This is a genomic window from Patulibacter ginsengiterrae, assembly GCF_056269115.1.
The window spans coordinates 1-23,943 of the sequence record NZ_JBWDOG010000030.1 but is presented as its reverse complement, the minus strand read 5'-3'; the positions used below and the strand labels follow the sequence as shown (position 1 = coordinate 23,943).

General features: G+C 74.5%; 20 protein-coding genes. 13 read left to right on the top strand and 7 right to left on the bottom strand.

The features are described 5' to 3' along the window. Positions 1-507: 507 nt before the first annotated feature. The 4 genes from ACVUH9_RS21730 (at position 508) to ACVUH9_RS21715 (ending at position 4,504) form a co-directional block, all read left to right on the top strand. Positions 508-1,986, top strand: a complete 1,479-nt coding sequence (locus ACVUH9_RS21730) for a hypothetical protein (protein WP_475760856.1) — start codon at positions 508-510, stop codon at positions 1,984-1,986. 56 nt (positions 1,987-2,042) lie between these two features. Beyond that, complete coding sequence (gene purD, locus ACVUH9_RS21725; protein ID WP_475760854.1) at positions 2,043-3,332, top strand: phosphoribosylamine--glycine ligase; 1,290 nt, start codon at positions 2,043-2,045, stop codon at positions 3,330-3,332. 79 nt (positions 3,333-3,411) lie between these two features. Further along, positions 3,412-3,912 carry a 5-(carboxyamino)imidazole ribonucleotide mutase gene (purE, locus tag ACVUH9_RS21720; protein ID WP_475760852.1) on the top strand — a complete coding sequence of 167 codons (501 nt, stop codon included), beginning with the start codon at positions 3,412-3,414 and terminating at the stop codon, positions 3,910-3,912. Positions 3,913-3,931: 19 nt separating this feature from the next. Further along, a complete protein-coding gene (locus ACVUH9_RS21715; RefSeq protein ID WP_475760850.1) occupies positions 3,932-4,504 on the top strand; it encodes an NUDIX domain-containing protein in 573 nt (190 codons plus the stop codon). Between the two features lie 31 nt (positions 4,505-4,535). Here the strand turns inward: ACVUH9_RS21715 and ACVUH9_RS21710 are convergent, their stop codons facing one another. Then, positions 4,536-8,114: an indolepyruvate ferredoxin oxidoreductase family protein gene (locus tag ACVUH9_RS21710; RefSeq protein ID WP_475760848.1), complete on the bottom strand. Its 3,579-nt coding sequence runs from the start codon at positions 8,112-8,114 to the stop codon at positions 4,536-4,538. A gap of 128 nt (positions 8,115-8,242) precedes the next feature. Here ACVUH9_RS21710 and ACVUH9_RS21705 point away from each other — a divergent pair, with 128 nt between their 5' ends. The 3 genes from ACVUH9_RS21705 (at position 8,243) to ACVUH9_RS21695 (ending at position 10,793) form a co-directional block, all read left to right on the top strand. Further along, complete coding sequence (locus tag ACVUH9_RS21705; RefSeq protein ID WP_475760846.1) at positions 8,243-8,728, top strand: Lrp/AsnC family transcriptional regulator; 486 nt, start codon at positions 8,243-8,245, stop codon at positions 8,726-8,728. Between the two features lie 233 nt (positions 8,729-8,961). Further along, on the top strand, positions 8,962-9,951 hold the full coding sequence (locus ACVUH9_RS21700) for an ATP-binding cassette domain-containing protein (RefSeq protein WP_475760844.1): 990 nt from the start codon (positions 8,962-8,964) through the stop codon (positions 9,949-9,951). Continuing rightward, positions 9,948-10,793 (top strand): ABC transporter permease, encoded by an 846-nt coding sequence (locus ACVUH9_RS21695; RefSeq protein ID WP_475760842.1) that lies wholly within the window; start codon positions 9,948-9,950, stop codon positions 10,791-10,793. The genes ACVUH9_RS21700 and ACVUH9_RS21695 overlap by 4 nt, the downstream gene beginning before the upstream one ends. A gap of 119 nt (positions 10,794-10,912) precedes the next feature. Here the strand turns inward: ACVUH9_RS21695 and ACVUH9_RS21690 are convergent, their stop codons facing one another. The 3 genes from ACVUH9_RS21690 to ACVUH9_RS21680 all read right to left on the bottom strand — a co-directional run bounded on the left by ACVUH9_RS21690 (position 10,913) and on the right by ACVUH9_RS21680 (position 16,155). Continuing rightward, positions 10,913-12,538 carry an NAD-dependent malic enzyme gene (locus ACVUH9_RS21690; RefSeq protein WP_475760840.1) on the bottom strand — a complete coding sequence of 542 codons (1,626 nt, stop codon included), beginning with the start codon at positions 12,536-12,538 and terminating at the stop codon, positions 10,913-10,915. Positions 12,539-12,648: 110 nt separating this feature from the next. Next, on the bottom strand, positions 12,649-15,372 hold the full coding sequence (locus tag ACVUH9_RS21685; RefSeq protein ID WP_475760837.1) for a helix-turn-helix transcriptional regulator: 2,724 nt from the start codon (positions 15,370-15,372) through the stop codon (positions 12,649-12,651). A 9-nt stretch (positions 15,373-15,381) separates the two neighbouring features. Beyond that, positions 15,382-16,155, bottom strand: a complete 774-nt coding sequence (locus tag ACVUH9_RS21680; RefSeq protein WP_475760835.1) for a class I SAM-dependent methyltransferase — start codon at positions 16,153-16,155, stop codon at positions 15,382-15,384. Between the two features lie 129 nt (positions 16,156-16,284). Here ACVUH9_RS21680 and purB point away from each other — a divergent pair, with 129 nt between their 5' ends. After that, positions 16,285-17,586, top strand: a complete 1,302-nt coding sequence (purB, locus tag ACVUH9_RS21675; protein ID WP_475760833.1) for an adenylosuccinate lyase — start codon at positions 16,285-16,287, stop codon at positions 17,584-17,586. 16 nt (positions 17,587-17,602) lie between these two features. Here purB and ACVUH9_RS21670 read toward each other — a convergent pair whose 3' ends face one another. Next, a complete protein-coding gene (locus ACVUH9_RS21670; RefSeq protein WP_475760832.1) occupies positions 17,603-18,004 on the bottom strand; it encodes a YunG family protein in 402 nt (133 codons plus the stop codon). 85 nt (positions 18,005-18,089) lie between these two features. After that, positions 18,090-18,710 (bottom strand): ATP-dependent Clp protease proteolytic subunit, encoded by a 621-nt coding sequence (locus ACVUH9_RS21665; RefSeq protein ID WP_475760830.1) that lies wholly within the window; start codon positions 18,708-18,710, stop codon positions 18,090-18,092. Between the two features lie 157 nt (positions 18,711-18,867). On the opposite strand from ACVUH9_RS21665, the gene ACVUH9_RS21660 reads away from it, so the two are divergent. Both ACVUH9_RS21660 and ACVUH9_RS21655 read left to right on the top strand, forming a co-directional pair. Next, entirely contained in the window at positions 18,868-19,377 is a 510-nt protein-coding gene (locus tag ACVUH9_RS21660) for an SRPBCC family protein (RefSeq protein WP_475760828.1), read from the top strand. After that, positions 19,368-19,703 carry an ArsR/SmtB family transcription factor gene (locus ACVUH9_RS21655; protein ID WP_475760826.1) on the top strand — a complete coding sequence of 112 codons (336 nt, stop codon included), beginning with the start codon at positions 19,368-19,370 and terminating at the stop codon, positions 19,701-19,703. Before ACVUH9_RS21660 ends, ACVUH9_RS21655 begins: the two co-directional genes overlap by 10 nt. A gap of 252 nt (positions 19,704-19,955) precedes the next feature. On the opposite strand, the gene ACVUH9_RS21650 is transcribed toward ACVUH9_RS21655, so the two are convergent. Then, positions 19,956-20,969, bottom strand: coding sequence for an ArsR/SmtB family transcription factor (locus ACVUH9_RS21650; protein ID WP_475760824.1), 1,014 nt, complete (start codon positions 20,967-20,969; stop codon positions 19,956-19,958). A gap of 186 nt (positions 20,970-21,155) precedes the next feature. Between ACVUH9_RS21650 and ACVUH9_RS21645 the strand changes: the two genes are divergently transcribed. The 3 genes from ACVUH9_RS21645 to ACVUH9_RS21635 form a co-directional block, all read left to right on the top strand. Continuing rightward, positions 21,156-21,848, top strand: a complete 693-nt coding sequence (locus ACVUH9_RS21645) for a TetR/AcrR family transcriptional regulator (protein WP_475760822.1) — start codon at positions 21,156-21,158, stop codon at positions 21,846-21,848. Continuing rightward, positions 21,839-23,002 carry an acyl-CoA dehydrogenase family protein gene (locus tag ACVUH9_RS21640; RefSeq protein ID WP_475760820.1) on the top strand — a complete coding sequence of 388 codons (1,164 nt, stop codon included), beginning with the start codon at positions 21,839-21,841 and terminating at the stop codon, positions 23,000-23,002. The genes ACVUH9_RS21645 and ACVUH9_RS21640 overlap by 10 nt, the downstream gene beginning before the upstream one ends. Positions 23,003-23,013: 11 nt before the next feature. Further along, positions 23,014-23,943 (top strand): acyl-CoA dehydrogenase family protein (locus ACVUH9_RS21635; RefSeq protein ID WP_475760818.1); only part of this gene is annotated, 930 nt, incomplete at its 3' end.

Genomic DNA, 23,943 nt, shown 5'->3' with positions numbered 1-23,943 from the left:
CGCTCGGCAGGGCTAGCGCCCACCTCTCGCATCGCGCGCACCGACCTGCTCGGCCTACGGCCACCTCAGACGCAACTGCCGCGGTTGGTGTCTCGCCCTGGCCAGGCCAGGGCGACGATCGAGGCGAGGTTCTCCCGGGCGCTCCTGGAGCCGGTGACATCGTCGATGGGCCCGGCCCGTACTCGCCAGGAAGGGCTCCGGTTCGCCATCGGTGGTCCCGCCTCGGACGCCGCCGCCGCGGCTCTACGGACCGACCTCGCCGACGAATCCGGCTGGACGGATCGTCCGTGGTGCTGGGTGCGGCCTTGCAGGGCGGCCCGGTGGTGGGACCGGGGGTAGGATCGGCCTGAGGCCCGTGGCGGCCGTGGTTTGCGGCGCGGAAACACTCGATCGAACGGCCATTCGGGTGCGGGAACCGGTGGGGTACATGCGTTCGGTGCGTTACTTTCGATGGGTGATGGGGACCTGTCCCGGCTCCGTCCACCCCCGCCCGTTCCAGGAGTCTTCGTGCCCCACCCGTCACCCTCTCGTTCGTTCCGGCCCGTCGTCCTCGCCTCCGTGGTCGCTGCCGGGCTGGTGCTGCCGGCGTCCGCCGCGGCTGCGTGGACGGACCCGGTCGAGCTGGACACCGGCGTCGGCGTCGCCGGCGTGACCGTCGACGGCAGCGGCGCGCGGCTGGTCAACGCCCGCGTCACCGCCAAGGGCGGCGCGATCGACACCCGCCTGCTCGGCGTCTCCGCGACCGCCGAGCCCGACGGGCGCCGCACGGTCAAGGGCGTGCTCGTCGAGCCGGTCGCGATCGGCAAGGACCAGCTCGCCTTCGGTCGCGCGCGCTCGCTCGGCAACGTCAGCCGGACCGTCCCCAACGGCAAGGGCGGAACCAAGCGGATCACGCTCCCGCGCTACAGCCTCGGCGTCTCGGTCGGCTCGGCCGCCGACGCCTCGCTCGGCACCCAGCGCTCCGACGCGACCGCCGTCCTCGACGAGCCGGTCCGGATCGCCGGGACCGCGAACGGCAACCTCGTGATGGCCTGGAGCGACGTCGGCGACGACGGCGTGGTCCGGGTCTACGCCGCCTGGCGCAAGGCGACGACGAAGCAGGGCACGACCGTCCGGCTCGGCGAGCCGAAGCTGATGAGCGGCTCGCGCTCGAGCCGGCTGCTCGCGCTCGCCACCGGCAAGGGCGGGACCACCGTGCTCGTCTTCCAGACCGGCGCCAGCGACAAGACCCGGCGCCTGTTCGCGCGGCCGCTCGACGTCCGCACCGGCAAGCTCGGACCGGTCCAGACCCTCCGTCGCGGCGGACCGGGCTTCTCGGCCGCAACCGCCTCGGTCGGGGACCGCGGCCGCGCCGTGGTCGCCTGGGGCGAGCAGGACAACGCCAGCGAACGGACCAAGCCCTACGTCGTCCGGGCCACCACCCGCGACGGCTCCGGACGGTTCGCCGTCCCGAAGGCGATCGACACCGGCGGGACGACGGTCCGCGCCCCGGGTGGCTCGCTCGTCTCCGCGATCGACGGCGACAACCGCGCGACCGTCGCCTGGAGCCAGACCGTCGGCAGCGTCGCGGACGGCACCGCCCACGACATCCCGCGGGTGGCCGAGGCAGAGACCTCCGGCGGCCTCGGCCCCGCCCGCGACATCGCCGCGGCCGGCCGCGTCCACGGGCTCGCTCCGGCGGTCGCCGGCGGCGTGACCGGGCTCGTGCTCGTCCGCGAGCAGGAGCGCCCGATCGGCGGCTCCAACGGCGACCGCGGCGTCGCGGTCCAGGTCGCGGTGCGTCCGGCCGGCGGCGTGCTCGGGAACCCCGAGACGCTCGACCAGCTCAACGACACGCAGCTGCTCAACCGCAGCAACGCCTTCGGCTCGGCTGCGATCGCTGGCCTGCCCGGCGGCAGCTTCACCGTCGCCTGGACCCGGGCCACCGTCGAGAACGGCAAGCTCCGCAGCGCCACGCTCTTCAGCGACGGCTCCCCGGCCAGCTAGCCGCGGCGGCGAGCCCGCGGCACGGACCCGGCCGTCCGGCCGGTACCGTGCGCGGCATGCCGAAGGTCCTCGTCGTCGGTGCCGGCGGTCGCGAACACGCGATCGTCCGGGCGCTGCTCCGCTCCACCCAGAACGACGGCGCGACCGCGCTCGAGGTCCACGCCGCCCCCGGGAACCCCGGGATCGGGGAGGACGCCACGCTCCACGCCGTCGCGGTCGACGACGTCCCGGCGCTGGTCGCGCTCGCCCGCGAGCTGGCGGTCGACCTGGTCGCCGTCGGCCCCGAGGTCCCGCTCGTCGCCGGGCTCGTCGATGCGCTGACCGCCGCGGGCATCCCCGCCTTCGGCCCGACCGCCGCCGCCGCGCGGCTCGAGGGGTCGAAGGCGTTCGCGAAGGAGATCATGATCGCCGCCGGGGTTCCGACCGCCGGCTACGAGACGGTCACGACCGTCGACGCGGGCATGGCCGTCGCGACCCGCTTCGGGTTCCCGGTCGTGCTCAAGTACGACGGGCTCGCCGCCGGCAAGGGGGTCGTGATCGCCGAGGACGAGCAGACCGCCCGCGCGACCCTCGTCGACATGCTCGAGGACCACCAGTTCGGCGACGCCGCGGTCGTCGTCGAGGAGTTCCTCCACGGCGAGGAGGTCTCGCTGCTGGCGATCTGCGACGGCCAGCGCGCGATCCCGCTCGCCCCGGCCCAGGACTACAAGCGGATCTTCGAGGGCGACGAGGGCCCGAACACTGGCGGGATGGGCTCCTACTCGCCGGTCGTCGGGGTCGATGCCGCCCGCGCGGCCGAGATCTCCGCCGCCGTCCACCAGCCGATCGTCGACGAGCTCAACCGCCGCGGGATCGCCTTCCACGGGGTGCTCTACGCCGGGCTGATGATCGACGAGGGCGAGGTCAAGGTCCTCGAGTACAACACCCGCTTCGGGGACCCGGAGACCCAGGCCGTGCTGCCGCGGCTGCGCAGCGACCTGTTCGCGCTGATGCTGGCCGCCTCGACCCTCGGCGGGCTCGACGGCACCGACCTCGAGTGGGACCCGCGCTGGGCGGTGACGCTGGTCCTGGCCTCGGCCGGCTACCCCGCGTCGGCCTCCAAGGGCGACCCGATCGACGGCCTCGCGGAGCTGCCGGGCGACACCGAGCTGACGCACGCCGGGACCGCCCGCGACGAGCAGGGCCGGATCGTCACCGCCGGTGGCCGCGTGCTCAACGTGACCGCGCTCGGCGAGACGCCGGCCAGCGCCCGCGAGGCGGCCTACGCCGGGGCCGACCGGGTCCGCTTCGCGGGCCGCCAGCTGCGCCGCGACATCGCCCTGCGGGCGGTCGAGCGGTTCGGCTGAGCCCGGCCGGGCGGCGCGAGGCCGCCACCATCTAGGCTGGTCGGGTCCGTTTCCCCCTCCGACTACGCGAGAGATCACCGTGGCCGCCACCCCCGCATCGACCGACCCCCAGACCGAGCAGCTCGAGGACGCCGCGGCGGTTCCCGGTGACGCCCCGCGCGTCGGGATCATCATGGGCAGCAAGAGCGACCTGCCGATGATGGAGAAGGCCGGAGCCGTGCTCGCCGAGCACGACATCGCCTTCGAGATCCGGGTGATGAGCGCCCACCGCGACCCCGAGCTGGTCGCCGACTACTGCAAGAACGCACGCCTGCGCGGCCTAGGCGTGATCATCGCCGGTGCCGGCCTCTCCGCCGCGCTGCCGGGCGTCGCGGCCGCCCACACCGACCTGCCGGTGGTCGGCGTTCCGCTGACCAGCAGCCTCTCCGCTGCCGGCGGCCTCGACGCGATCCTCTCCGTCGTCCAGATGCCGCCCGGCGTGCCGGTCGCCTCGGTCGGCCTCGACAACCCGCGCAACGCCGCGCACCTCGCGATCCGGATCCTCGGCGTCGGCGACGGCGCCGCTCCCGTCAAGGCCTGAGCGCCCGCGAGCGTCCGACGTGCCGCTCGATCGCTCCGGCAGCCCGCGTCCGCGCACCGTGCGGACGCGGGTCGTCTACCGCAACAAGTGGATGACGGTCCGTGAGGACGAGATCGTCCGGACCGGTCCCGACGGCGAGGACCGGCCCGGGATCTACGCCGTGGTCGAGAAGCCGTTGGCGGCGGTCGTCGTCCCCTGGGACGGCACCCACGTCCACCTCGTCGGCCAGTACCGCTACCCGCTCGGCGCCTGGAGCTGGGAGCTGCCGCAGGGGGCGGTCGAGGCGGAGGGGGTCGACCCGGAGACGATCGCGCGGACCGAGCTACGCGAGGAGACCGGCTTCGTCGCCGGCCGGATGCTGCCGCTGGGGGAGATGGCCTTCGCGCCCGGGATGGCCGACCAGCGCTTCACGGCCTGGCTGGCCACCGACCTGACCCCGGGGCCGACGGCCCCGGAGCCGGAGGAGGAGGGCCTGCTCGTGCCCGGCACCGTCACGCCGGACGAGCTCGACGCGGCGATCGACGACGGGGAGATCGTCGACGCCGCCACGATCGCGGTCTGGTTCCGGGCGCGACGGCGCGGGCTCGTCTGACGCCGCGCCGCGCCTGCGTCCCGGACGCCGCTCAGCCGACCCGCGCCATCGGCAGCGCGACCGGTCCCTTCCGCTGGCGGCCGTGGGCGAGGTCGTCGAGCAGGACCGCCGCCTGCTCGCGGAACGCGACCACGTTGCGGAGCTTGACCTCCTCGTAGCCGCGGACCATGTCCGGGAGGTCGGCGAGCTCCGCGACCTGGCGGACGTTGTCGGCCGTCAGGTGGCCGAGCGCGGAGGCGACCAGCGCGCGGTACTCGCCGATCAGCGCCCGCTCCAGGCGACGGATCTCGGCCCGGCCGAACGGGTCGAGCCGGGTCCCCCGCAGCCCCCGCGTGGCGTAGAGCAGTCGCAGCGCGGGGAGCGCCCAGGTCGCGTTGAGCTTGAGCTTGCGGCGGATCCCGACCGCCCGCAGCGACGGCGGCTGGAGCATGATCTGGACCTTCGCGTCGGCGCCGAACTGGTCCTCGCGCTTACGCTGCTCGAGCTGCTCCAGGTGCAGCCGGGCGATCTCGTACTCGTCCTTGTAGGCGGTCAGCTTGAAGAGCCCGCGGGCGTAGGCCTCGGCGACCGCGCCACCGTCGCCCCCGGTCCGCTCGCGCTCGATCGCGGCCACGCGCATCACCTCGGCCACGTAGTCGCGGGCGACGGCCGGGCGCTGGAAGGCGATCAGCTCGGGCACGCGGACCTCCAGCAGCCGCCGCAGCTCGCCGTCGGCGCCGCTGGCGGCGACCAGCGACGCCGCGCGCGGGTCGGCCGCAACGACCGCGACCGGGTGCGCCGCGGCCTCGGCGTCGGCCAGCAGGGCCTCGACCGCGTCGCGGTCGACGGCGACCGCACGGCCCCAGCGGAACGCGATCAGGTTGGCCTCGACCGCGGCCCCGTTGAGGCGGATCGCCTGCTCGATCGCGTCGAGCCCGATCGGGAGCACGCCGTGCTGGAACGCGGCCCCGACCAGCAGCATGTTCGCCGGCATGTGGTCGCCGAACAGCCGCTCGGCGAGCGCCAGCGCATCGAAGGTCAGCTCGTCGTCGACCCGCGTGACCTGGCGGATCCGGCGGAGCGGGGCGCTGACCGGGGCGGTCGCGGCCCGGGGATCGGTGATCTGGCCGGCGGTCGCGGTCCGGGCGGTGTTGACGACGGCGATCGTGCGGGCGACGTCGGCGACGGCGAGCGTCTCCGGGGCGGCGGCGCCGAGCAGGTCGAAGCCGAGCAGCACGTCGGCGCGGCGCGCCGAGGCCCGCAGCTGCCCGTCGACCGGCCGCCGCGAGATCCGCAGGTCCGACAGCACCGGACCGCCCTTCTGGGCGAGCCCGATCTGCTCGAGCCCGGCGGCGAAGCGCCCGTCGAGGTGCGCCGCCATCTGGAGGATCTGCGAGATCGTGACCACGCCGGTGCCACCGATGCCGGGCATCCGCACGAGCACGTCGCCGGCGACCCGCAGGACCGGGTCGGGCAGCGGGACCGTCAGCTCGGGCCGCTCCGGCTTGCGGAGCTTGCCGTCCTTCGGGGTCACGAGCAGGAACGACGGGCAGTTGCCCTTGAGGCAGCTGAAGTCCTGGTTGCACGACGACTGCTGGATCTGGGTCTTGCGCCCGAACTCGGTCTCGACCGGGAGCACCGAGAGGCAGGTCGACTGCTCGCCGCAGTCGCCGCAGCCCTCGCAGACCCGCTCGTTGACGTGGACGTGCTCCGGCGGCGCCTCGAGCTTGCCGCGCTTGCGGCGACGGCGCTTCTCGGTCGCGCACTCGTCGTCGTGGATCAGCACGGTCACGCCGGCGACCTCGGCCAGCTCGCGCTGCGTCTCCTGCAAGCGGTCGCGGTGGCGGACGCTGGCGATCGGGGAGAGCGCGATCCCGTCGTAGCGCTGGGGCTCCGGGGTCGTGATCACGACCCGCTTGACGCCCTCGCTCGCGAGCCAGCGCGTCAGCTCGGGCACCGACATGTTGCCCTGCGGCGTCTGACCGCCGGTCATCGCCACGGCGTCGTTGTAGAGCAGCCGGTAGGTCATGTCGACCCCGGCCGAGACCGCGGCGCGGATCGCAAGCGAGCCGGAGTGGTGGAAGGTCCCGTCGCCGATGTTCTGGATGAAGTGCGGGTCGTCGGTGAACGGCGCCAGGCCGATCCACTGGGCGCCCTCGCCGCCCATCTGGGGCATCCCCAGCAGCTGCCCGCGGCGGTCGCCGTCGTCGAGCGCGACCATGATGTGGCAGCCGATCCCGACCCCGACGAGCTGATCCTCGTCGGCGCGGGTCGAGGTGTTGTGCGGGCAGCCGGAGCAGAAGTACGGGGTCCGCTTCGGGAGGGCGGCGCTGGTCCGGCTGATCGGCAGGGCCGGTCGGTCGATCGCGGCGATCCGGTCGGTCGCGGCAGCGGGCACCCGGTCCGCGCCGACGACCCGGACGATCGCGCGCGCCACGTCGTCGGTGCTCAGCGCGCTGCGGGCGGACAGCAGTGGTCGTTCGTCGGCGTCCTGCTTGCCGAGGATCGCCGGGGCGTCGGGCCGGCGGTAGAGCGCCTCCTTCAGCAACGACTCCACGAACGGCAGCTTGTCCTCGACCACGAGCACGCGCTCGACGCCCGCGGTCAGCCGGCGGACGTCCTCGGCGGCCAACGGCCACGGCATCCGCAGCTGGACGAGCCGGATCCCGAGCCGCTCGCACTGCGACTCGTCGAGCCCGAGGTCCTCCAGCGCGCGCAGGATCGCCTGGTAGCCCATGCCGGCGGCGACGATCGCCAGCTCCGGGCGGCTCGGCTCGAAGCGGATCCGGTTGAGGTCGGCGACCCGGGCGTACTCGATCGCCCGCTCCAGCCGGAGCGTCATCAGGTCCAGCTCGACGTCGAGGTTGCCCGGGGGCAGCAGGACCGGGCGCTCGCTGGCGGTCCGCTCGGGCAGGTCGGGGATCGCCTCGAGCGCGGCGCCGACGTCGACGGTCGCGCTCGCGTCGGCGATGTCGGCGACGATCTTGACCGCGGTCCAGAGCCCCGCGTGGCGGGACATCGCGACCGCGTGGAGGTTGCACTCCAGCAGCTCCTCGACGCTCCCCGGGGCCAGCAGCGGCATCACGATGCTGCGGCAGATCGGCTCGCACGAGCTGGGGACGGTCGAGGACTTGCTCGAGGGATCGTCGCCGATCCAGGCGACGGCGCCGCCGAGCGGGGCGGTGCCGCTGAGGGTCGCGTGGCGGATCGCGTCGGCGGCGCGGTCGAGCCCGGGGTTCTTGCCGAACCAGAATCCGGTCACGCCGTCGACCCGCCGGTGCTCCAGCTCGCTCAGCATCTGGGTCCCGCTGACGGCGGTCGCGGCCAGCTCCTCGTTGAGGCCGGGGGTGAAGACGATGCCGGCGGGCTCGAGGTGGCGGCGGGCGCGCAGCAGCTCCTGGTCGAGCCCGCCGAGCGGCGAGCCCTGGTAGCCGGAGACGAAGACGCCGGTGCGGCGGCCGTGGCGCTCGTCGAGGCGACGGACGTCGAGCGTGGAGCGGACCAGGGCCTGGATGCCGGAGAGCAGTGCGGGGCCGCGATCGGCGAGGTACTTGTCGTCGAGGCTGACGTCGGGACGGGAGACGGCGCGGCGGACGTCGAGAATCGGGGGCTCCCCCGAGGGTCCTGTCATGCCCCGAATATGTGTGGCGGCGGTCGCAGAAGTCCAGGACGCGGCTCACGGTTCGGCGTCTGGCGCACGAAAGTTGCGTCGGGCGATCTTGCCACGCAAGAAACTGCTCGCATGGCTACTGTGGGGGCATGATCGAGAAACCCAACCTCGATGCCGTAGACCGTCAGATCATCGACCTGTTGCGTACCGATGCGCGCCGCACGGTACGCGACATCGCCGAGGCGGTCCACCTCTCGGCGGCGCCCGTCAAGCGCCGGATCGATCGGATGGAACGGCTGGGGGTGATCGCCGGCTACACCGTCGTGCTCGACGAGAGCAAGGTCGAGCCGGCGCTCGACGCCTTCACCGAGCTGCGGATCCAGGGCGACACCGACGTCGAGCAGATGCTGAGCGCGGTGATGAGCATGCCCGAGGTGCTGGAGGCCTACACCACGGCCGGTGATCCGGACCTGCTGGTGCGGGTCCGCGTGGACGACGTGATCGCCCTCCAGCGGGTCGTCAACCAGCTGCGGCGGGGCGGGCAGGTGACGGGGACGAAGACGCTGATCGTGCTCGGGCGCTGGTACCGCAGTCACGTCGGCGGGCCGGTGAGCGGGCCGGCGGAGGCGGGATAGCGGGCCCTCGGGCGGGGGCGCCGTCGGCGCGATCGGGGCGGTCTTCGTCGTCCGAGGGGCCGCGGGTTCCGGGGCCACGGAGGGCATGGGGGCGGGCGATACTGGGCCGCCCCCGTGTCCTGAAGGTGGCGCCTTCCCGTTGATCTGGCGGATTGCGATGAGTCTGGGCCGCGTCGCCCGTCTCGGTCCGTACGCGGCCCCTTCGGCCGCCGTCCCCGACCGGCGAGGTGCCCATGACGTCCCAATCCCCCTTCGCGATCGAAGCCTCCGGGCTCGTCAAGACCTTCGGCGGGACCCGCGCCGTCGACGGCGTCGACCTGGTCGTCCCCAGCGGCTCCGTCTACGGGGTGCTCGGTCCGAACGGTGCCGGCAAGACGACGACGATCCGGATGCTCGCGACCTTGATCGCGCCCGACGCCGGCAACGCCCGGGTCTTCGGGCACGACATCGTCCGCGACTCCGACGCGGTCCGCAGCTCCGTCAGCCTGACCGGCCAGCTGGCCTCGGTCGACGAGGACCTGACCGGCCGCGAGAACCTGGTCCTGCTCGGGCTGCTGCTGGGCCTCCGGCGGCGTGAGGCCAAGGCCCGCGCGGCCGAGCTGCTGGAGGCGTTCGGGCTCGAGGAGGCGGCCGGGCGGCTGGTCAAGGGCTACTCCGGCGGGATGCGGCGGCGGCTCGACATCGCCGCCAGCCTCGTCGTGACGCCGCGGCTGATGTTCCTCGACGAGCCGACGACGGGACTCGACCCGCGCTCGCGCAACCAGGTCTGGGACATCGTCCGGATGCTGGTCGAGGGCGGGACCACGATCCTGCTGTGCACGCAGTACCTGGAGGAGGCCGACCAGCTCGCCGACGGGATCGCCGTGATCGACCACGGCCGGGTGATCGCCGAGGGTGCGCCGGGTCAGCTCAAGGCCTCGGTCGGCGGCGGCGCGCTGCAGGTGCGGCTGCTGGACCGCGAGCAGCGCCCGGCCGCCGAGCGCGTCCTGACCGGGGCGCTCGGGGCGGTCCAGCTGGAGCCCGACCCGGCCGCGCTCTCGGCCCAGTGCGAGGACGCCGACCGCGCCGCCGAGGCGGTCGCCCTGCTCTCGCGCTCGGGGATCCAGATCGCCGACTTCTCGCTCGGCCAGCCGAGCCTCGACGAGGTCTTCCTGGCCCTCACGGGACACGCCACGGGCGCCGACGCACGAACCGACTCGACCGACGAGGAGCAGGCAGCATGAGCACGACACCGACCGACACCGATGTGACCGCCGTCGCCGACGAGGCCGCGGTCCGCAAGGCGATCTCCTCGACCGCGCGCCCGCCGGCGCCCGGCCCGCTGCGGGCGGCGCTGGCCTTCGGCTGGCGCGGCATGCTCAAGGTCAAGCACGTGCCCGAGCAGCTGCTGGACGTGACGATCACGCCGGTGATGTTCGTCCTGATGTTCACCTACCTGTTCGGCGGCGCGATCGCCGGCTCGACCGGCGCGTACCTCGACTACATCCTGCCCGGCATCCTCGTGATGTCGGTGCTGTTCACCACCGTCTACGCCGGCGTCGCGCTCAACACCGACCTCACGAAGGGCGTCGTCGACCGCTTCCGCTCGCTGCCGATCTGGCGGCCGGCGCCGCTGGTCGGCTCGTTGCTCGGCGACTGCGTCCGCTACCTCGTCGCCGGGGTCGTGATCATCGTCCTCGGGCTGATCCTCGGCTTCCGGCCGGAGGCGGGCGTCGTCGGCGTGATCGCCGCGCTGGCGCTGGTGATCGTCTTCGCGTTCGGCCTCTCGTGGGTCTTCATGACGATCGGGCTGCTGCTCCGGTCGCCGAACGCGGTGATGAACGCGGGCTTCATGGGGATCTTCCCGCTCACGTTCCTCTCCAACGTCTTCGTCGATCCGGAGACGCTGCCGGCGGGGCTGGAGGCGTTCGTCAACGCGAACCCGATCTCGTTCCTCGCGTCCTCGTCGCGCGGCCTGATGGAGGGCAACGCGGCGAGCGGCGACATCGCGATCGTGCTCGGGACGGCGCTGGCCCTGACCGTCGTCTTCGCGCCGCTGACGACGCGGCTCTACCGCCGCGGGTGAGGGCGGCGGTGCGGGGGCGGCGGTAGCCGGCGGGCCGCCACCGGCCCGTCGGGGGCGCGGCTGATGCAGGTTGGCGTTGCCCGGCAACGCCAACCTGCATCAGCAGCACCCCGATCCGATCAGCGGTCGTAGACCGGCTCCCAGCGAGTACGGGCGATCCGCTCGCGGAGGTCGTCCTCGCCGCGTTGCGGGGCGACTCCGTCGGCGACGGCGGCGGTCGCCACGGCCAGTGCGACGTGGTCGGTCAGCTCGCGCAGCTCGGCGATCGGGGGCAGCAGCGGCGCCCGTGGGTCGTGCAGCGCGGGGGAGTGGGAGCCCAGCTCGCGCGCCGCCGCCCGCAGCATCGGCGCGGTCACCCGGGCGGCCTGCGCCGCGACCACCCCGAGCCCGACGGCGGGGAAGACGTAGACGTTGTTGGACTGCGTCACCGGCACCGTGCGACCGTCGATCTCGACCGGCGCGAACGGCGATCCCGTGGCCATCAGGACCTTGCCGTCGGTCCAACGGGCGAGGTCCGCGGGGTCGGCCTCGGAACGGGCGGTCGGGTTCGAGAGTGGGAAGATGATCGGCCGCTCGACGTGGGCGGCCATCGTCCGCACGATCTCCTCGGTGAACGCGCCGTGGGCGGTCGAGAGCCCGATCAGGACCGTCGGGTGGACGGCCCGGACGACGTCGGCGAGGCCGGCGCCGCGCAGGTCCGACTCGTCGCGGGCGTAGGTCCGCTGAGCGTCGCTGAGGTCGCTGCGGTCGCCGGTCAGCAGCCCCTCGACGTCGACGACCCAGAACCGGCGCTGGGCGTCCTCCGGCGTCAGGCCCTCCTCGATCAGCGCCTGGCGGATCTCGTCGGCGACCCCGATCGCGGCCGAGCCGGCGCCGAGCAGCACGATCCGCTGCTCGTGGAGCGGGCTGCCCGCGGCCTTGACCGCGCCGATCAGGGCCCCGAGCGCGACCGCCGCCGTGCCCTGGATGTCGTCGTTGAACGAGCAGATCCGGTCGCGGTAGCGGTCGAGGATCGGGCGCGCGTTGTGCGACGCGAAGTCCTCCCACTGGACCATCGCGTCGGGCATCTCGGCCTCGACCGCGGTCACGAACTGCTCGACGAAGCTGTCGTAGCGGGGGCCGTCGATCCGCTCGTGACGCCAGCCGAGGTAGCCGGGGTCGTCGATCCGGTCCTGGTTGTTGGTCCCGACGTCGAGCACGATCGGCAACGTGCGGCCCGGGTCGAGGCCGCCGATCGCGGTGTAGAGCGCGAGCTTGCCGATCGGGATCCCGAGCCCACCGGCGCCCTGGTCGCCGAGCCCGAGGATCCGCTCGCCGTCGGTCACCACGATCACGTCGACGTCGCGCTGACGGCGGTTGTTCAGCAGCTCCGGCAGCCGGTGGCGCATCGGGTACGAGAGCGTCAGGCCGCGCGGGCGCCGGAAGATCCGGTGGAAGTTCTGGCAGGCGAGGCCGACCGTCGGGGTGTAGACGACCGGCAGCATCTCCTCGAGGTGCTCGACGAGCAGCCGGTAGTAGAGGACGAGGTTGGTGTCCTGCAGGGTCCGCAGGTCGATGTACTTGTCGATCGGCCGCGGCCGCCGGCGGAAGACGGCGTGCGCACGCTCGACCTGCTGCTCGAGCGTCTCGATCGCGGGCGGCAGCAGCCCGTCGAGCCCGAGTACCCGGCGCTGCTCCGCCGTGAACGCCGTTCCGCGGTTGCGGAGCGGATCCTCGAGGATCTGCGGGTACTGCAGGGAACTCATGCGTCGAGCCTAGTCGGAGCGTGTGCGGATCCCGTCGCCGCGGGCCGATCGGCAGGACGGTCGGCGGGGGTCGGGGCCCGTGCGGCGGGACGGCGGCGTCGCGAACCGGCTCAGTCGCCGTCGCCCGCGTTCCAGCGGACCGCCAGCTCGGTCCGGGAGCGGACGTCGAGCTTGCGGTACGCCAGCCGCAGGTGGTGCTCGACGGTGCGGGGCGAGAGGAAGAGGGTCGTGGCGACCTCGCGATTGGTCGCCCCTTCCGCGACCAGCGCGCAGACGTCGCGCTCACGGGCGGTCAGCGCGACCGCCAGCCGCGGCGCGGTGACGATCGCTCCGCCGCCGCGGCCACCGGTCGCGGCGAGCTCCGCGGCCGCGCGATCCGCCCAGCGGCGGGCGCCGATCGCCTCGAACGCGGCGTGGGCGGCGGCGAGCTGCTCGCGAGCGTCGCTGCGGCGCCGGATCCGGCGCAGCCGCTCGCCGAGCGCGAGCCGCGTGCGCGCCGCCTCGAACGGCATCGGCGGGTCGGCGTGGGCGGCCAGGGCGGCGGCGAGCTGGCCGTCGATCTCGGCCTCCGGACCGAGCAGTCCCCGGCAGCGCGCGACCGCGGCCCGGGCCCAGGCGCCCCCGGTCCGTGCTGCCCCCTGCTCCAGCTCGACGAGCACGCCGCGGGCCTCGTCGGGGCGACCGCTGCGGACGAGCGCCTCGATCAGGTCGGCGTGGGTGAAGAGGAACGCGGGGTCGCGGGTGCCGTGGTCGCGGGTGTGGGCGAGCGCGCGGGACAGGTGGGCCGCGGCGGCGACGGCGTCGCCGGCCCCGAGCTCGAGCTGCCCGAGCGCCTGCTCGGCGGCGGCGAGCGTCGAGGTCAGCTCGAGGTCGGAGCCGAGCGCCAGCATCCGCCGGGTGGTGCGCCGGCAGACCTCGTCGTCGCCGCGGTGCGCGGCGACCATCGCGACCGCCGACAGCGCGAGGGTCAGGCCGAAGCCGCCGAGCCCGGTGTCGGCGATCTCGGCGGCCTCGTCGGCGCACTCGGTCGCCCGCGACAGCTCGCCCTGGCGCAGGTGCAGCGAGGCGAGCACCGCCAACGGGGCCGCCAGCAGGCTCGCCGCGCCGGCCGCGCGGCCGGCCTCGACGAGTCGCGTCAGGAGCGCCCCGGCCTGGTCGTGGTCACCCAGCCACAGCCGGCAGAGCCCGGCGACGACCAGCAGCTCGTGCCCGGGAGCGGCCGGGTCCTGAGCGGCGAGCGCGGGCTCGAGGGCGGCCAGCTGGGTCCGGGCCTCGTCGTGGTCGCCGAGCGCGACCCGGACCTCGGCCTCGATCAGGAGCGGGAAGCTCTCGCTGCCGGCGGGCGCGAGCTCCCGGGCGCGGGCGGCGAGCGCGGCGAGCCGCTCCATCGGCCCGGGACCGAGCAGGGCGACGCAGGCCTGGGTCAGCAGCCCCGCTGCGCGGGCCGGGTCGGTGGGGGCGATCGCCGCGGCTTCCGCCTCGAGCAGCGCGCAGGCGTCGCGCGGCCGTCCCGCCTGGTAGAGCGCGATCCCGCGCAGCAGCTGGAGATCGGCGCGGGCGGCGGGCTTGGTGGTGGCCGGCAGCAGCGGGTCGAGCAGCGCGCGGGCCCGTTCCGGCTGACCCGCGACCAGCGCCAGCGCGGCGGCCGCGCTGGCGCGGCCGGTCGCCCGGACGCGGTCCGGGGTCAGCGCGACCGCCCGTTCGAGCACGGCGGCGGCGGTCGCCGGCGCGCCCCGCTGGCGGGCCTCGCCGGCGAGCTGCTCCAAGCGGGCCGCGAGCGGCTCGTCGGGGGCGGGCGCCGCGAGCGCGAGCTGCCACGAGCGCTCCGGTTCGGCGACCGCGGCGGCGATCGCCCGGTGCGCGGCCCGCCGTTCGGAGGGGCTGGCCGCGTGGTAGACCGCGGCGCGGGCGAGCGGGTGGACGAAGGGGACCTCGGCCGGGCCGGCGAACGTCGGGGCGAGGCGGATCAGGCCGCTGTCCTCGGCCGCCTCGAGCGCCTCGGCGACCATCGTCGCCGGCGCCCCGGCCGCCGCCTGCAGGAGCGCCGTCCGGGCCGGCGGCGGCAGCTCGGCGACGCGTCCGGCGTAGGCCCGCTGGAGTCGCTCGCCGACGGGCAGCGGGTCCGGCAGCAGCGCCCTTCCGGCGCGCTGGGCGGCGGTCAGGACCGCGCGGGTCTCGACCAGCGCCAGCGGATTGCCGCCGACGGAGGCGACCACGGCCTCGGCGACGGACGGCGTCAGCCCGCCGACCCGGGCGAGCCGGACGGCGTCCTCGCGGGCGAGGTCGCCCAGGACCAGCTCGGGCACGCCCGGCCAGGCTTCGGGGGCGGCGCCGCGCAGCGACCAGACGGCGACGACGACGATGCCGAGCCACGGCGCGCGCCGGGCGAGGTAGGCGATCGCCATCCGCGACGACGGGTCGAGCCACTGGACGTCGTCGGCGAGCACGACCAGCGGCGCCCGGGTCGCGAGCAGCGCCGCGAGCTCCCGCAGCGGGGTGGCCGGGTCGTGCGCGGCCTCGGGGGCGTCGGCCGCGAGCCGCAGGCCCCGTGGTCGCTCGGCGGCGGGGAACCCGGCCAGCAGCTGGTCGACGCCCGCGAACGGCAGCTCGACCTCGCTCTCGAAGCCGACCGCGGTCAGCGCCGAGACGTCGCTCGGCGTGATCGCGTCGAGCAGCGCGCTCTTGCCGACGCCCGGCGCACCGACGATCCGCAGCGCGCCGCCGTGACCGGCCCGCGCGGCGGCGACGAGCGCGTCGAGTCGCGCCTGCTCGGGGGCGCGCCCGAGCAGGACCGGGGGCGGGGAACCGGACCCGGTCGGGCTGGCGCGCGGCATCGGCCGATGCTACTGCGGGACGGCGCGCCGCTCGGCGGTGACGAGGGTCGCCTCGTAGGTCATCTCGATCGTGCCGCCGAGCGCGTCGATCCGCTCCCGGAGGTCGGCGAGCAGCGGCGCCTGGCGCTCGGCGGGCAGGGTCCGGTGGTCGCTGTGGGTGACCAGGTTCTCCAACCACTCGCTCGTCGCGTACGGCCGGACCCAGCGCCACGAACGGCGGGCCGGCGGGCCGAAGCGGCCGCTGGCCACGATTGCGCGCTCGGTCACGTCGACCCGCTCGTCGCTGTGGCCCAGCAGCACCGAGTACCGCTCCAGCTCGGGTTCGTGGCGGGCATAGACCTCGACCAGCGCCGCCCGCAGCGCGGCGGAGGGCCGACCGAGGTTCCAGAAGATCCCGATCCTCCCGCCGTCGCGCAGGACCTCGGCGGCCTTGACCGCCCCACGATCGGGGTCGATCCAGTGCCAGGCCTGGGCGCTGATCAGGAGGTCGAAGCGGCGGCCGGCCGGGTCCCACGGCTCGAAGGCGGAGACCTCGACGTCGAGGCCGCCGTCGCGGGCGACCCGCGCCATCCGCTCGTCCGGCTCGACGCCCAGCACCCGGCAGCCACGATCGCGGAGGAGCTGCGCGGCGATCCCGGTCCCGCAGCCGACGTCGAGCACGTCGACGACGCCGGGCGCCAGCAGCGCGTCGACCAGGGCGGCGGGATAGCGCGGGCGGATCCGGTGGTACTGCTCGGCGTCGGTCCCGAACGACTCGGCCCGCCGGCGGTCCTCGTGGAGCATGTCCTCGACTATGCCGGAACGGGAATCCGGGCCGGTCCGGCCGCCGATCGTGGCCCCGCGGCGCCCGGATGCCGCCCCGACCGCGCTCGCGAGGCCGCGTACGCGTGCGATCCGCGATGATCAGGAGCGATGATCCCGCGCTACACCCGCCCCGAGATCGGTGCCGTCTGGACCGACGACGCGAAGTTCGAAGCCTGGCGGGAGGTCGAGGTCGCCGCCTGCGAGGAGATGGCCGTCTTCTTGGGGCGGGATGAGGGCCCCAGTCAAGACGACCTCGTCGCGATCCGCAAGGCGACCTTCACCGCCGCCGCGGTCCACGAGCGCGAGCGGATCACCGACCACGACGTCGCGGCCTTCGTCGACGTGCTCTCCGCCGACGCCGGCGAGGGCGGACGCTGGATCCACTACGGGCTGACCTCGTCCGACGTGCTCGACACGGCGCTGGCGCTCCAGATCCAGAAGGCCGGCGCGATCATCCTCCGCGGCGCCCGCGAGGTCGCCGAGACGCTCGCCGCCAAGGGCCGCGAGCACGCCCACACCGTCTGCGTCGGCCGCACCCACGGCGTCCACGCCGAGCCGACGACCTTCGGGATCAAGCTGGCCGGCTTCGCGCTCGAGGCCGACCGCAACCACAAGCGCCTCCAGGCCGCCTTCGAGCAGGTCGCCGTCGGCGCGCTGTCCGGCGCGGTCGGCACCTACGCCGCGACCTCGCCGGAGTTCGAGGCCCGCGTCCTGAAGCGGCTCGACCTCGCCGCCGAGCCGATGTCGACCCAGGTGATCCCGCGCGACCGCCACGCCGAGCTGCTGCAGGCGATCAGCCTCGCCGGCGCCGGCCTCGAGCGGCTGGCGACGGAGATCCGCCACCTCCAGCGGACGGAGGTCCGCGAGGCGGAGGAGCCGTTCAAGAAGGGCCAGAAGGGCTCGTCGGCGATGCCGCACAAGCGCAACCCGATCACGACCGAGCGGATCACCGGGCTCGCCCGCGTGCTGCGCGGCTACGCCCAGGCCGCGGTCGAGAACGTCGCCCTCTGGCACGAGCGCGACATCTCCCACTCCGGCGCCGAGCGCGTGATCCTGCCCGACGCGACGATCGCGCTGGACTACATGCAGTCGCTCGCCACGCGGGTCGTCGCCGGTCTGGTCGTGCACGAGGACCGGATGCTCGAGAACCTCGACCTGACCTCCGGCGCGCTGTTCTCGCAGCGGCTGCTGCTGGCCCTCATCGAGACCAAGGGGCTCGTTCGCGACGAGGCCTACCGGACGGCGCAGGAGCTGGCCCAGCGCGCCTGGGACACCCGCACGCCGCTGCGCGAGCTGGCCGCGGCCGACCCGCGCTGCGAGGGTCTCGACCTCGACGTCGTCTTCGACCTCTCCTTCTACACGCGCTACGCCGACGAGATCATCGGCCGGCTGGCGACCGCCGGCCTGTAGCCAGCGGGCCTGCGGGCTAGAGCTTCACCGGTCGGTCGAGCAGCTTCGCGACGCGGTCGGCCAGCCGCTGGGCGCGGTCCGGGTCGCCGGTGATCGGCGGCTCGCGGACGGTCTCCGGGCCGAGCTGCTCGCCGTCGTGGAACTGCGTGAAGGTGAAGTCGACCTCCTCGCCGGACGGCAGCCGGTTCCAGGCGTGCTCGACGCCGGTCGGCTGGCTGTCGCGGTCGAGTACCGAGGCGATCACGATCTCACCGCCGAACAGCGCCCGGACGACGATCGAGGAGACCGCGCTCTGGCCGAGCGTCGGGTTCTCGGCCGTCCAGTGGTCGCGCTCGGCGGAGGTGTCGGCGGTCCACGATGCGCGCAGTGCCTGCTCGACGGCAGCCAGCGTCGGTGGATTGGTGGTCGGGTCGCCCATCCGTGCATGGTGGCACGGGCGGGCGACGCTGTCGAAGTCGAGCGGTGACGACCGCTCCCGCTGACCGCTTCCGGACCTCGTCGGGTCAGGCCAGATCGGGCCGCTGTCCGGTGATCCGGGTGCCGCTGCGATGGCGGATCACGCGGTCGATCAGGCCGTACTCGCGGGCGTCGTCGGGCGACATGAATCGGTCTCGCTCGATGTCGCGGTGGACCGTCGGCTGGTCCTGGTTGGTGTGCTCGACGTAGATCTCCTCGACCCGCCGGCGCATCCAGAGCATCTCGGTGGTGTGGATCTCGATGTCCGACGACTGGCCCTGGACCCCGCCGTGGGGCTGGTGGACGAGGATCCGGCTGTTGGGCAGCGCTGCCCGCTTGCCCGGAGCGCCGCCGCAGAGGACGATCGAGCCGCCTGACATCGCGATCCCGGAGCAGATCGTGGCGACATCGCAGCGGACGTACTGCATCGCGTCGTAGATCGCGAAGCTGGCGTAGACGTCGCCGCCGGGCGAGTTGACGTAGAGCTGGATGTCCTTCTCGGGGTCGACCGACTCCAGGTGCAGGAGCTGGGCGATCACGAGGTTGGCGAGGTCGCCGTCGATCTGGCCGCCGAGGAAGACGACGCGGTCGTTGAGCAGGCGCGAGTAGATGTCGAACGAGCGCTCGCCGCGCGGGCTCTGGTCGATCACCATCGGGATCAGGGGCATGGGGACCTCCGGGTCGGGGCCGTCGTGGCCAAAGCGCAACCATTTGGTTGCGTGTTCGACGCTACCAGATGTGCAACTGATCGGTTGCGTGTAGGCTGGCGGGAGCACGCGGCGACGCGGTCCGATCGGGTCGCCGCAGGATCGACGAGGAGCACCGATGAGCCAGCACGATCGACCCGACGAGACCGACGCCGTCCGCGGCCCCGCCGGTCCTCGCGACGGCGCCTCCGCTGCGGGGCCGCTCGGGCCCGACGAGCCCGTCGTTCGCCGCGAGATCGTCCTGCCCGTCACGCGCGACGTGGCCTGGGCGATGCTCGGCGACGCGGCCGGCCTGGCCGAGTGGCTGGCCGACGAGGTCGAGCTCGAGCTGCGCGAGGGCGCTGAGGGGATCCTGCGCTGGGACACGGGCGAGGAGCGGCGCGCGACCGTCGAGGAGATCGCCGACCGGCGGCGGTTGGTGCTGCGGTGGCACGAGCCTGACGGCCCGGCCTCGATCGTCGAGCTGACCCTCGACGAGGTCGCCGGCGGCACCCGGCTGGTCGTCCTCGAGCTGCCCGAGCGGGTCCTGCTGGCGGTCGGGACGGAGCTGGTCGGGACGGCCCTCGGGGTGCCCGGCGGTGACCTGGGTGGCGGCTCGCCGCGAATGGTCGCGCTCTCGTGCGCCTAGTCGACAGCGAGCGCGACGCCGCCGCCGGGGCCGTCTTCGCGGCCCTCGCCGACCCGACCCGCCGGAGCGTCGTGCGGGCGCTCTCCGAGCGCCCGACGGTCACCGCCTCGGCGCTCGCCGCCGAGCTGCCCGTCAGTCGCCAGGCGGTCTCCAAGCACCTGGCGACGCTGGCCGAGGCGGGGCTGGTCACGGCGACCCGCGAGGGCCGCGAGCTGCGCTACCGGTTCGAGCCCGAGCGGCTGACCGACGCGATCGGCTGGATGGTCAACGCCGGTGCCCGCTGGGACGAGCGGCTGGCCAAGCTCGAGCGGCGGCTGACGCCCTAGGCGCGGGGACGCGCTGCACCGCGCCGGCAGAGGGCGGCCCGTCTCCGTCGTGGAGCTACCGGGGCAACGTCGCGGGGGAGAACGGTGCGCTCGATCCCTCGCTCCGGCGAACGCACCGTTCTGGGGGCTCCAGGGGGTAGAACGGTGCGCTCGATCTCGCGCCTCCGGCGAACGTACCGTTCTGGGAGCCCGCGGCCCGCGCGAAGGGGATGGACTGCCTCAGCCGCTGGGGCGCCCGCGGCCCGATCCGTCTCAGCCGCTCGATTCGTAGAGCGCGAGCAGCTCGGTTCCGCGGGTCGTGCGGGACGCGATCACGTGCCGCCCCTGGCGTTCGCGGACGACCAGCCCGGCCTTCTCCAGCACCGCGAGGTGGTGGGTGGCGGCACTCGGGGCGGCGAGCAGGGCCTCGGCGACCTGGCCGGCGCTCGCCGGCCGGTCGAGCTGGCGCAAGACCCGGGCGCGCGCCGGCCCGAGCAACGCCTCGAGCGCGTCGGGGGCCGGTGGGCGGGCGTCGATCCGATGGTCGAGCAGGCGGTCGCGGCCGGGCAGCGAGTAGGCGATGTGCGTCAGCCGGTCGCCGCGGTGCTGGACGATCAGCCGCGGGGTCCCGGTCAGCATCGGCACCAGCACGAGCCCCTCGGGGCCGATGTGGAGGTCGAGGTGGTCGTGGTAGTCGGGCAGGAGCAGGGCGCCCTCGCCGCCGTCCTCGGGCCGTGCCTCGGGATGGAGGCCGGCCAGCAGCTCGGGCAGCGCCCCGCGGGCGACGGCGGTGCCGACCCGCTCCAGCTCACGCTCGCGGAGGCCCCCGGCGTCCCGCCAGAGTGGCTCGAGGGCACGGCCGGCGTGCTGGAGCGCCGCCGCGTAGGTGCTGACCCAGCCCGTGGTGCGGCGCGCGACGATCTGCCACTCGTCGGGGAGCTCGGGGCCGAGGTCGTGGCTCAGCTCGTCGAGCAGCAGGCCGTGGTCGGCGGAGACGATCCGGTCGAGGTCCTCGTCGAGCGGGACGACGTGGGCGTCGGGCATCGGCACCAGCGAGTCGGGCACGCTCGGGGTGCGCGGGGAGACGACCGGGGCGACCGCGGGCCGGGCGCGCGGGGGCAGCAGCTCGCCGATCGCGGCGCGCCAGGCGGCGGGGACCCGGGCACGTGGTTGGTAGCCGTCGGCCAGCAGCGCGATCAGCGACGGCAGGGGAGCGTTCGCCACCCGCAAGGGCAGGCGGTCGGCGTCGGCGAGGTCGATACGAACGCGCGCAGGGGAGGGGGACATGATCGGGGGCCGGCCGGATCCGCCGAGAGGGAGATCGGCGGAGCGGGGGAAACGTACGGCGGCTGTGCCGAGCGTACACCGCGGCCCACCGATCCCGGGCCGGACGGACCGTCGAGGGCTGCTGCCCGTTTCGCGGTCGACGGCCTGTACTTGCCGAGTACTGACCTGTACCCGTAAGGTACGGGCGTGGCCTCGGGCTCCCTCCTCTCCGAGCACCCGCTGCTCGCCGCGGCCCGCCCGGGGTCGCTGCCGCCGCAGCGCGCACGGCTGCTCGACGCCGCCGCACGGATCGTCGCCGAGCGCGGCTATCCGCGGACCACGGTCGCCGACGTCGTCCGCGCCGCCGGGGTCTCGCGCTCGACCTTCTACGCCGAGTTCGGGGGCAAGGAGGAGCTGTTCGTCGAGACCTACCGCCACGGGGTCGAGGTCCTCGGGGCCCGGATCGACGCGGCCGTCGCCGCCGCCGAAGGCTGGCGCGCCCAGCTGCGGGCGGGGATCCTGGCCTACCTCGAGACGCTGGCCGCCGAGCCGGAGTTCGCCCGCGCCTACCTGCTCGAGGTCCAGCTCGCTGGTCCCGCCGCGCTCGCCGCCCGCGACGCCGCGCTGCGGACCTTCGCGGGGCGCTACCGTCAGACCTTCGTCGCCGCCCGGCGCGAGCACCCCGAGCTGCGCGAGCCGCCGGTCGACGCGCTCCGCGTCCTCTGCGCCGGTACCGAGCAGCTGGCGGCCGAGCAGGTCCGGGCCGGCCAGGCGGAGCGGCTGGGCGACCTCGCGGACGTCTTCTGCGACTGCGCGGCGTCGGTCCTGACCGGCCCCGCCACCCCCGATCTTCCCCTTCCGTCGAACGACGACCACCGAGGAGCAGTGCCGTGGACCTGACCTTCACCGACCAGCAGCTCGCCTTCCGGGACGAGCTCCGGACCTGGTTGCAGGAGCACGGGCCGGCGGGCAGCCTGCCCGCCGAGCCGCACGACGAGGACGAGCAGTGGGCCTGGCGCCGCGAGTGGCAGCGCACGCTCCACTCCGGCGGCTGGGCCGGCGTCCACTGGCCGAAGGAGGTCGGCGGTCGCGGCGCGACGCTCTCGGAGACGGCGATCTTCTTCGAGGAGCTGGGTCGCGCCGGCGCCCCGCTCCCGGCCGACGTGCTCGGGCTGCTGCTGGCCGGGCCGACGCTGATGGTCTGGGGCGACGCCGCCCAGCAGGAGCGGCTGCTGCCGACGATCCTGTCCGCCGACGAGACCTGGTGCCAGGGCTTCAGCGAGCCCGACGCCGGCTCCGACTTCGCCGCGGTCAAGACCAAGGCCGTTCGCGAGGACCCCGACGATCCCGAGTCCGACTGGCTCGTGACCGGGCAGAAGGTCTGGACCTCCGGCGCGCAGTACGCGAAGTGGTGCATGCTCGTCGCCCGCACCGACGACGAAGCGGCGAAGCACAAGGGCCTCAGCTACTTCGTGCTCGACATGGAGCAGGAGGGCATCGACGTCCGCCCGCTGGTCCAGATCACCGGCAGCCCCGAGTTCAACGAGATCTTCCTCGACCAGGTCCGGATCCCCAACTCGATGCTCGTCGGCGGGGTCGGCAACGGCTGGAAGGTCGCCCTGACCACGCTGATGAACGAGCGCGCCGGGCTCGCGTTCTTCCTCCAGGTCCGGCTCCGCCAGCAGCTCGATCGGCTGGTGGCCGCCGCCGTGGAGAACAGCAAGGCCGCCGACCCGATCGTCGCCGACCGGCTCGCCGACCTCCACGTGCGGACCGAGGCGCTGCGGCTGACCGCCTGGAAGGGCCTGACCGCGATCGAGCAGTACGGCCAGCCGGGCCCGGAGGGCTCGCTGACCAAGTGGCTGTGGAGCGAGACCAACCAGCTGCTGGTCCAGCTCGCCGTCGACATCCTCGGCTCGGCGGCACTGACCGAGGACGCGCCGTGGGCCTACGAGCTGCTGCGGGCCCGCGGCAACTCGATCGAGGGCGGCACGACCGAGATCCAGAAGAACATCGTGGCGGAGCGCGTGCTCGGCCTCCCGCGGGCACGGTAGGAGCAGAAGAGATGCGATTCGAACTGTCGGAAGACCAGCAGGAGATCCAGCGGTCCGCACGCGAGCTGCTCGCCGGGCGGTCGTCGTTCGCGCAGGTCCGCGCCGCGGCCGAGGCCGGTCGCGCTGATGCGCCGGGCGAGAGCGACGCGCCGCAGGGCATGGGCGAGCTGCTCGCCGCGGCCGGGAGCAGCGGGACGCAGGGCGAGGACGCCGCGCTCTGGAGCGAGCTCGGGGAGCTCGGCTGGACGGGGATCGCGATCGCCGAGGAGCACGGCGGCCAGGGACTCGGCCTGATCGAGCTGGCCTCGATCGTCGAGGAGCTCGGCTACGCGGTCGCGCCGGTGCCGTTCCTCGGCAGCGCGCTCGCGGGGCTGCTCGTCCAGCACGACGGCAACGACGAGCAGCGCGAGGACTGGCTCGGCCACCTCGCCAGCGGCGAGCTGCGCGGCGCGGTCACCCTGACCGGTGACGCGGTCCCGGTCCCGGGCGCCGACGAGAGCGGCCTCGTGATCGTCGCCCAGGCGGGCGGTCCGGTCGCGCTCTACGGCCCGGGCAGCGGGATCGTCGAGTCGATCGTGGCGATCGACCCGACCCGAGGCCACGGCCGCGTGCCGGTCGCCGCGCTCGATGCCGAGGAGGATCCCGACGGGCGCGCGGAGTGGCTCGGGGGGACGGCGACCGCCTCCGGTGCGGGGCTCGACCGGGCGACGGTGATCGTCGCGGCCGAGCTGGTCGGGGTCGCCCAGCGGGCGCTCGACCTGACCGTCGAGTACGTCAAGCAGCGCAAGCAGTTCGGGGTCCCGGTCGGCAGCTTCCAGGCCGTCCAGCACGGGGCGGCGCAGATGCTCCGCGACGTCCAGCTCGCGCGGATCCTGACCTACCACGCGGCCTGGGTCGCGGACGCGGGCGACCCGGCCGAGCTGCCGGTCGCGGCGGCGATG

Coding starts and splice junctions, on each gene's coding strand:
- purD (WP_475760854.1), top strand. CDS start 2,043: ATGCCGAAGGTCCTCGTCGTCGGTGCCGGCGGTCGCGAACACGCGATC.
- ACVUH9_RS21710 (WP_475760848.1), bottom strand. CDS start 8,114: ATGACAGGACCCTCGGGGGAGCCCCCGATTCTCGACGTCCGCCGCGCC.
- ACVUH9_RS21705 (WP_475760846.1), top strand. CDS start 8,243: ATGATCGAGAAACCCAACCTCGATGCCGTAGACCGTCAGATCATCGAC.
- ACVUH9_RS21700 (WP_475760844.1), top strand. CDS start 8,962: ATGACGTCCCAATCCCCCTTCGCGATCGAAGCCTCCGGGCTCGTCAAG.
- ACVUH9_RS21695 (WP_475760842.1), top strand. CDS start 9,948: ATGAGCACGACACCGACCGACACCGATGTGACCGCCGTCGCCGACGAG.
- ACVUH9_RS21690 (WP_475760840.1), bottom strand. CDS start 12,538: ATGAGTTCCCTGCAGTACCCGCAGATCCTCGAGGATCCGCTCCGCAAC.
- ACVUH9_RS21685 (WP_475760837.1), bottom strand. CDS start 15,372: ATGCCGCGCGCCAGCCCGACCGGGTCCGGTTCCCCGCCCCCGGTCCTG.
- ACVUH9_RS21680 (WP_475760835.1), bottom strand. CDS start 16,155: ATGCTCCACGAGGACCGCCGGCGGGCCGAGTCGTTCGGGACCGACGCC.
- purB (WP_475760833.1), top strand. CDS start 16,285: ATGATCCCGCGCTACACCCGCCCCGAGATCGGTGCCGTCTGGACCGAC.
- ACVUH9_RS21670 (WP_475760832.1), bottom strand. CDS start 18,004: ATGGGCGACCCGACCACCAATCCACCGACGCTGGCTGCCGTCGAGCAG.
- ACVUH9_RS21665 (WP_475760830.1), bottom strand. CDS start 18,710: ATGCCCCTGATCCCGATGGTGATCGACCAGAGCCCGCGCGGCGAGCGC.
- ACVUH9_RS21660 (WP_475760828.1), top strand. CDS start 18,868: ATGAGCCAGCACGATCGACCCGACGAGACCGACGCCGTCCGCGGCCCC.
- ACVUH9_RS21650 (WP_475760824.1), bottom strand. CDS start 20,969: ATGTCCCCCTCCCCTGCGCGCGTTCGTATCGACCTCGCCGACGCCGAC.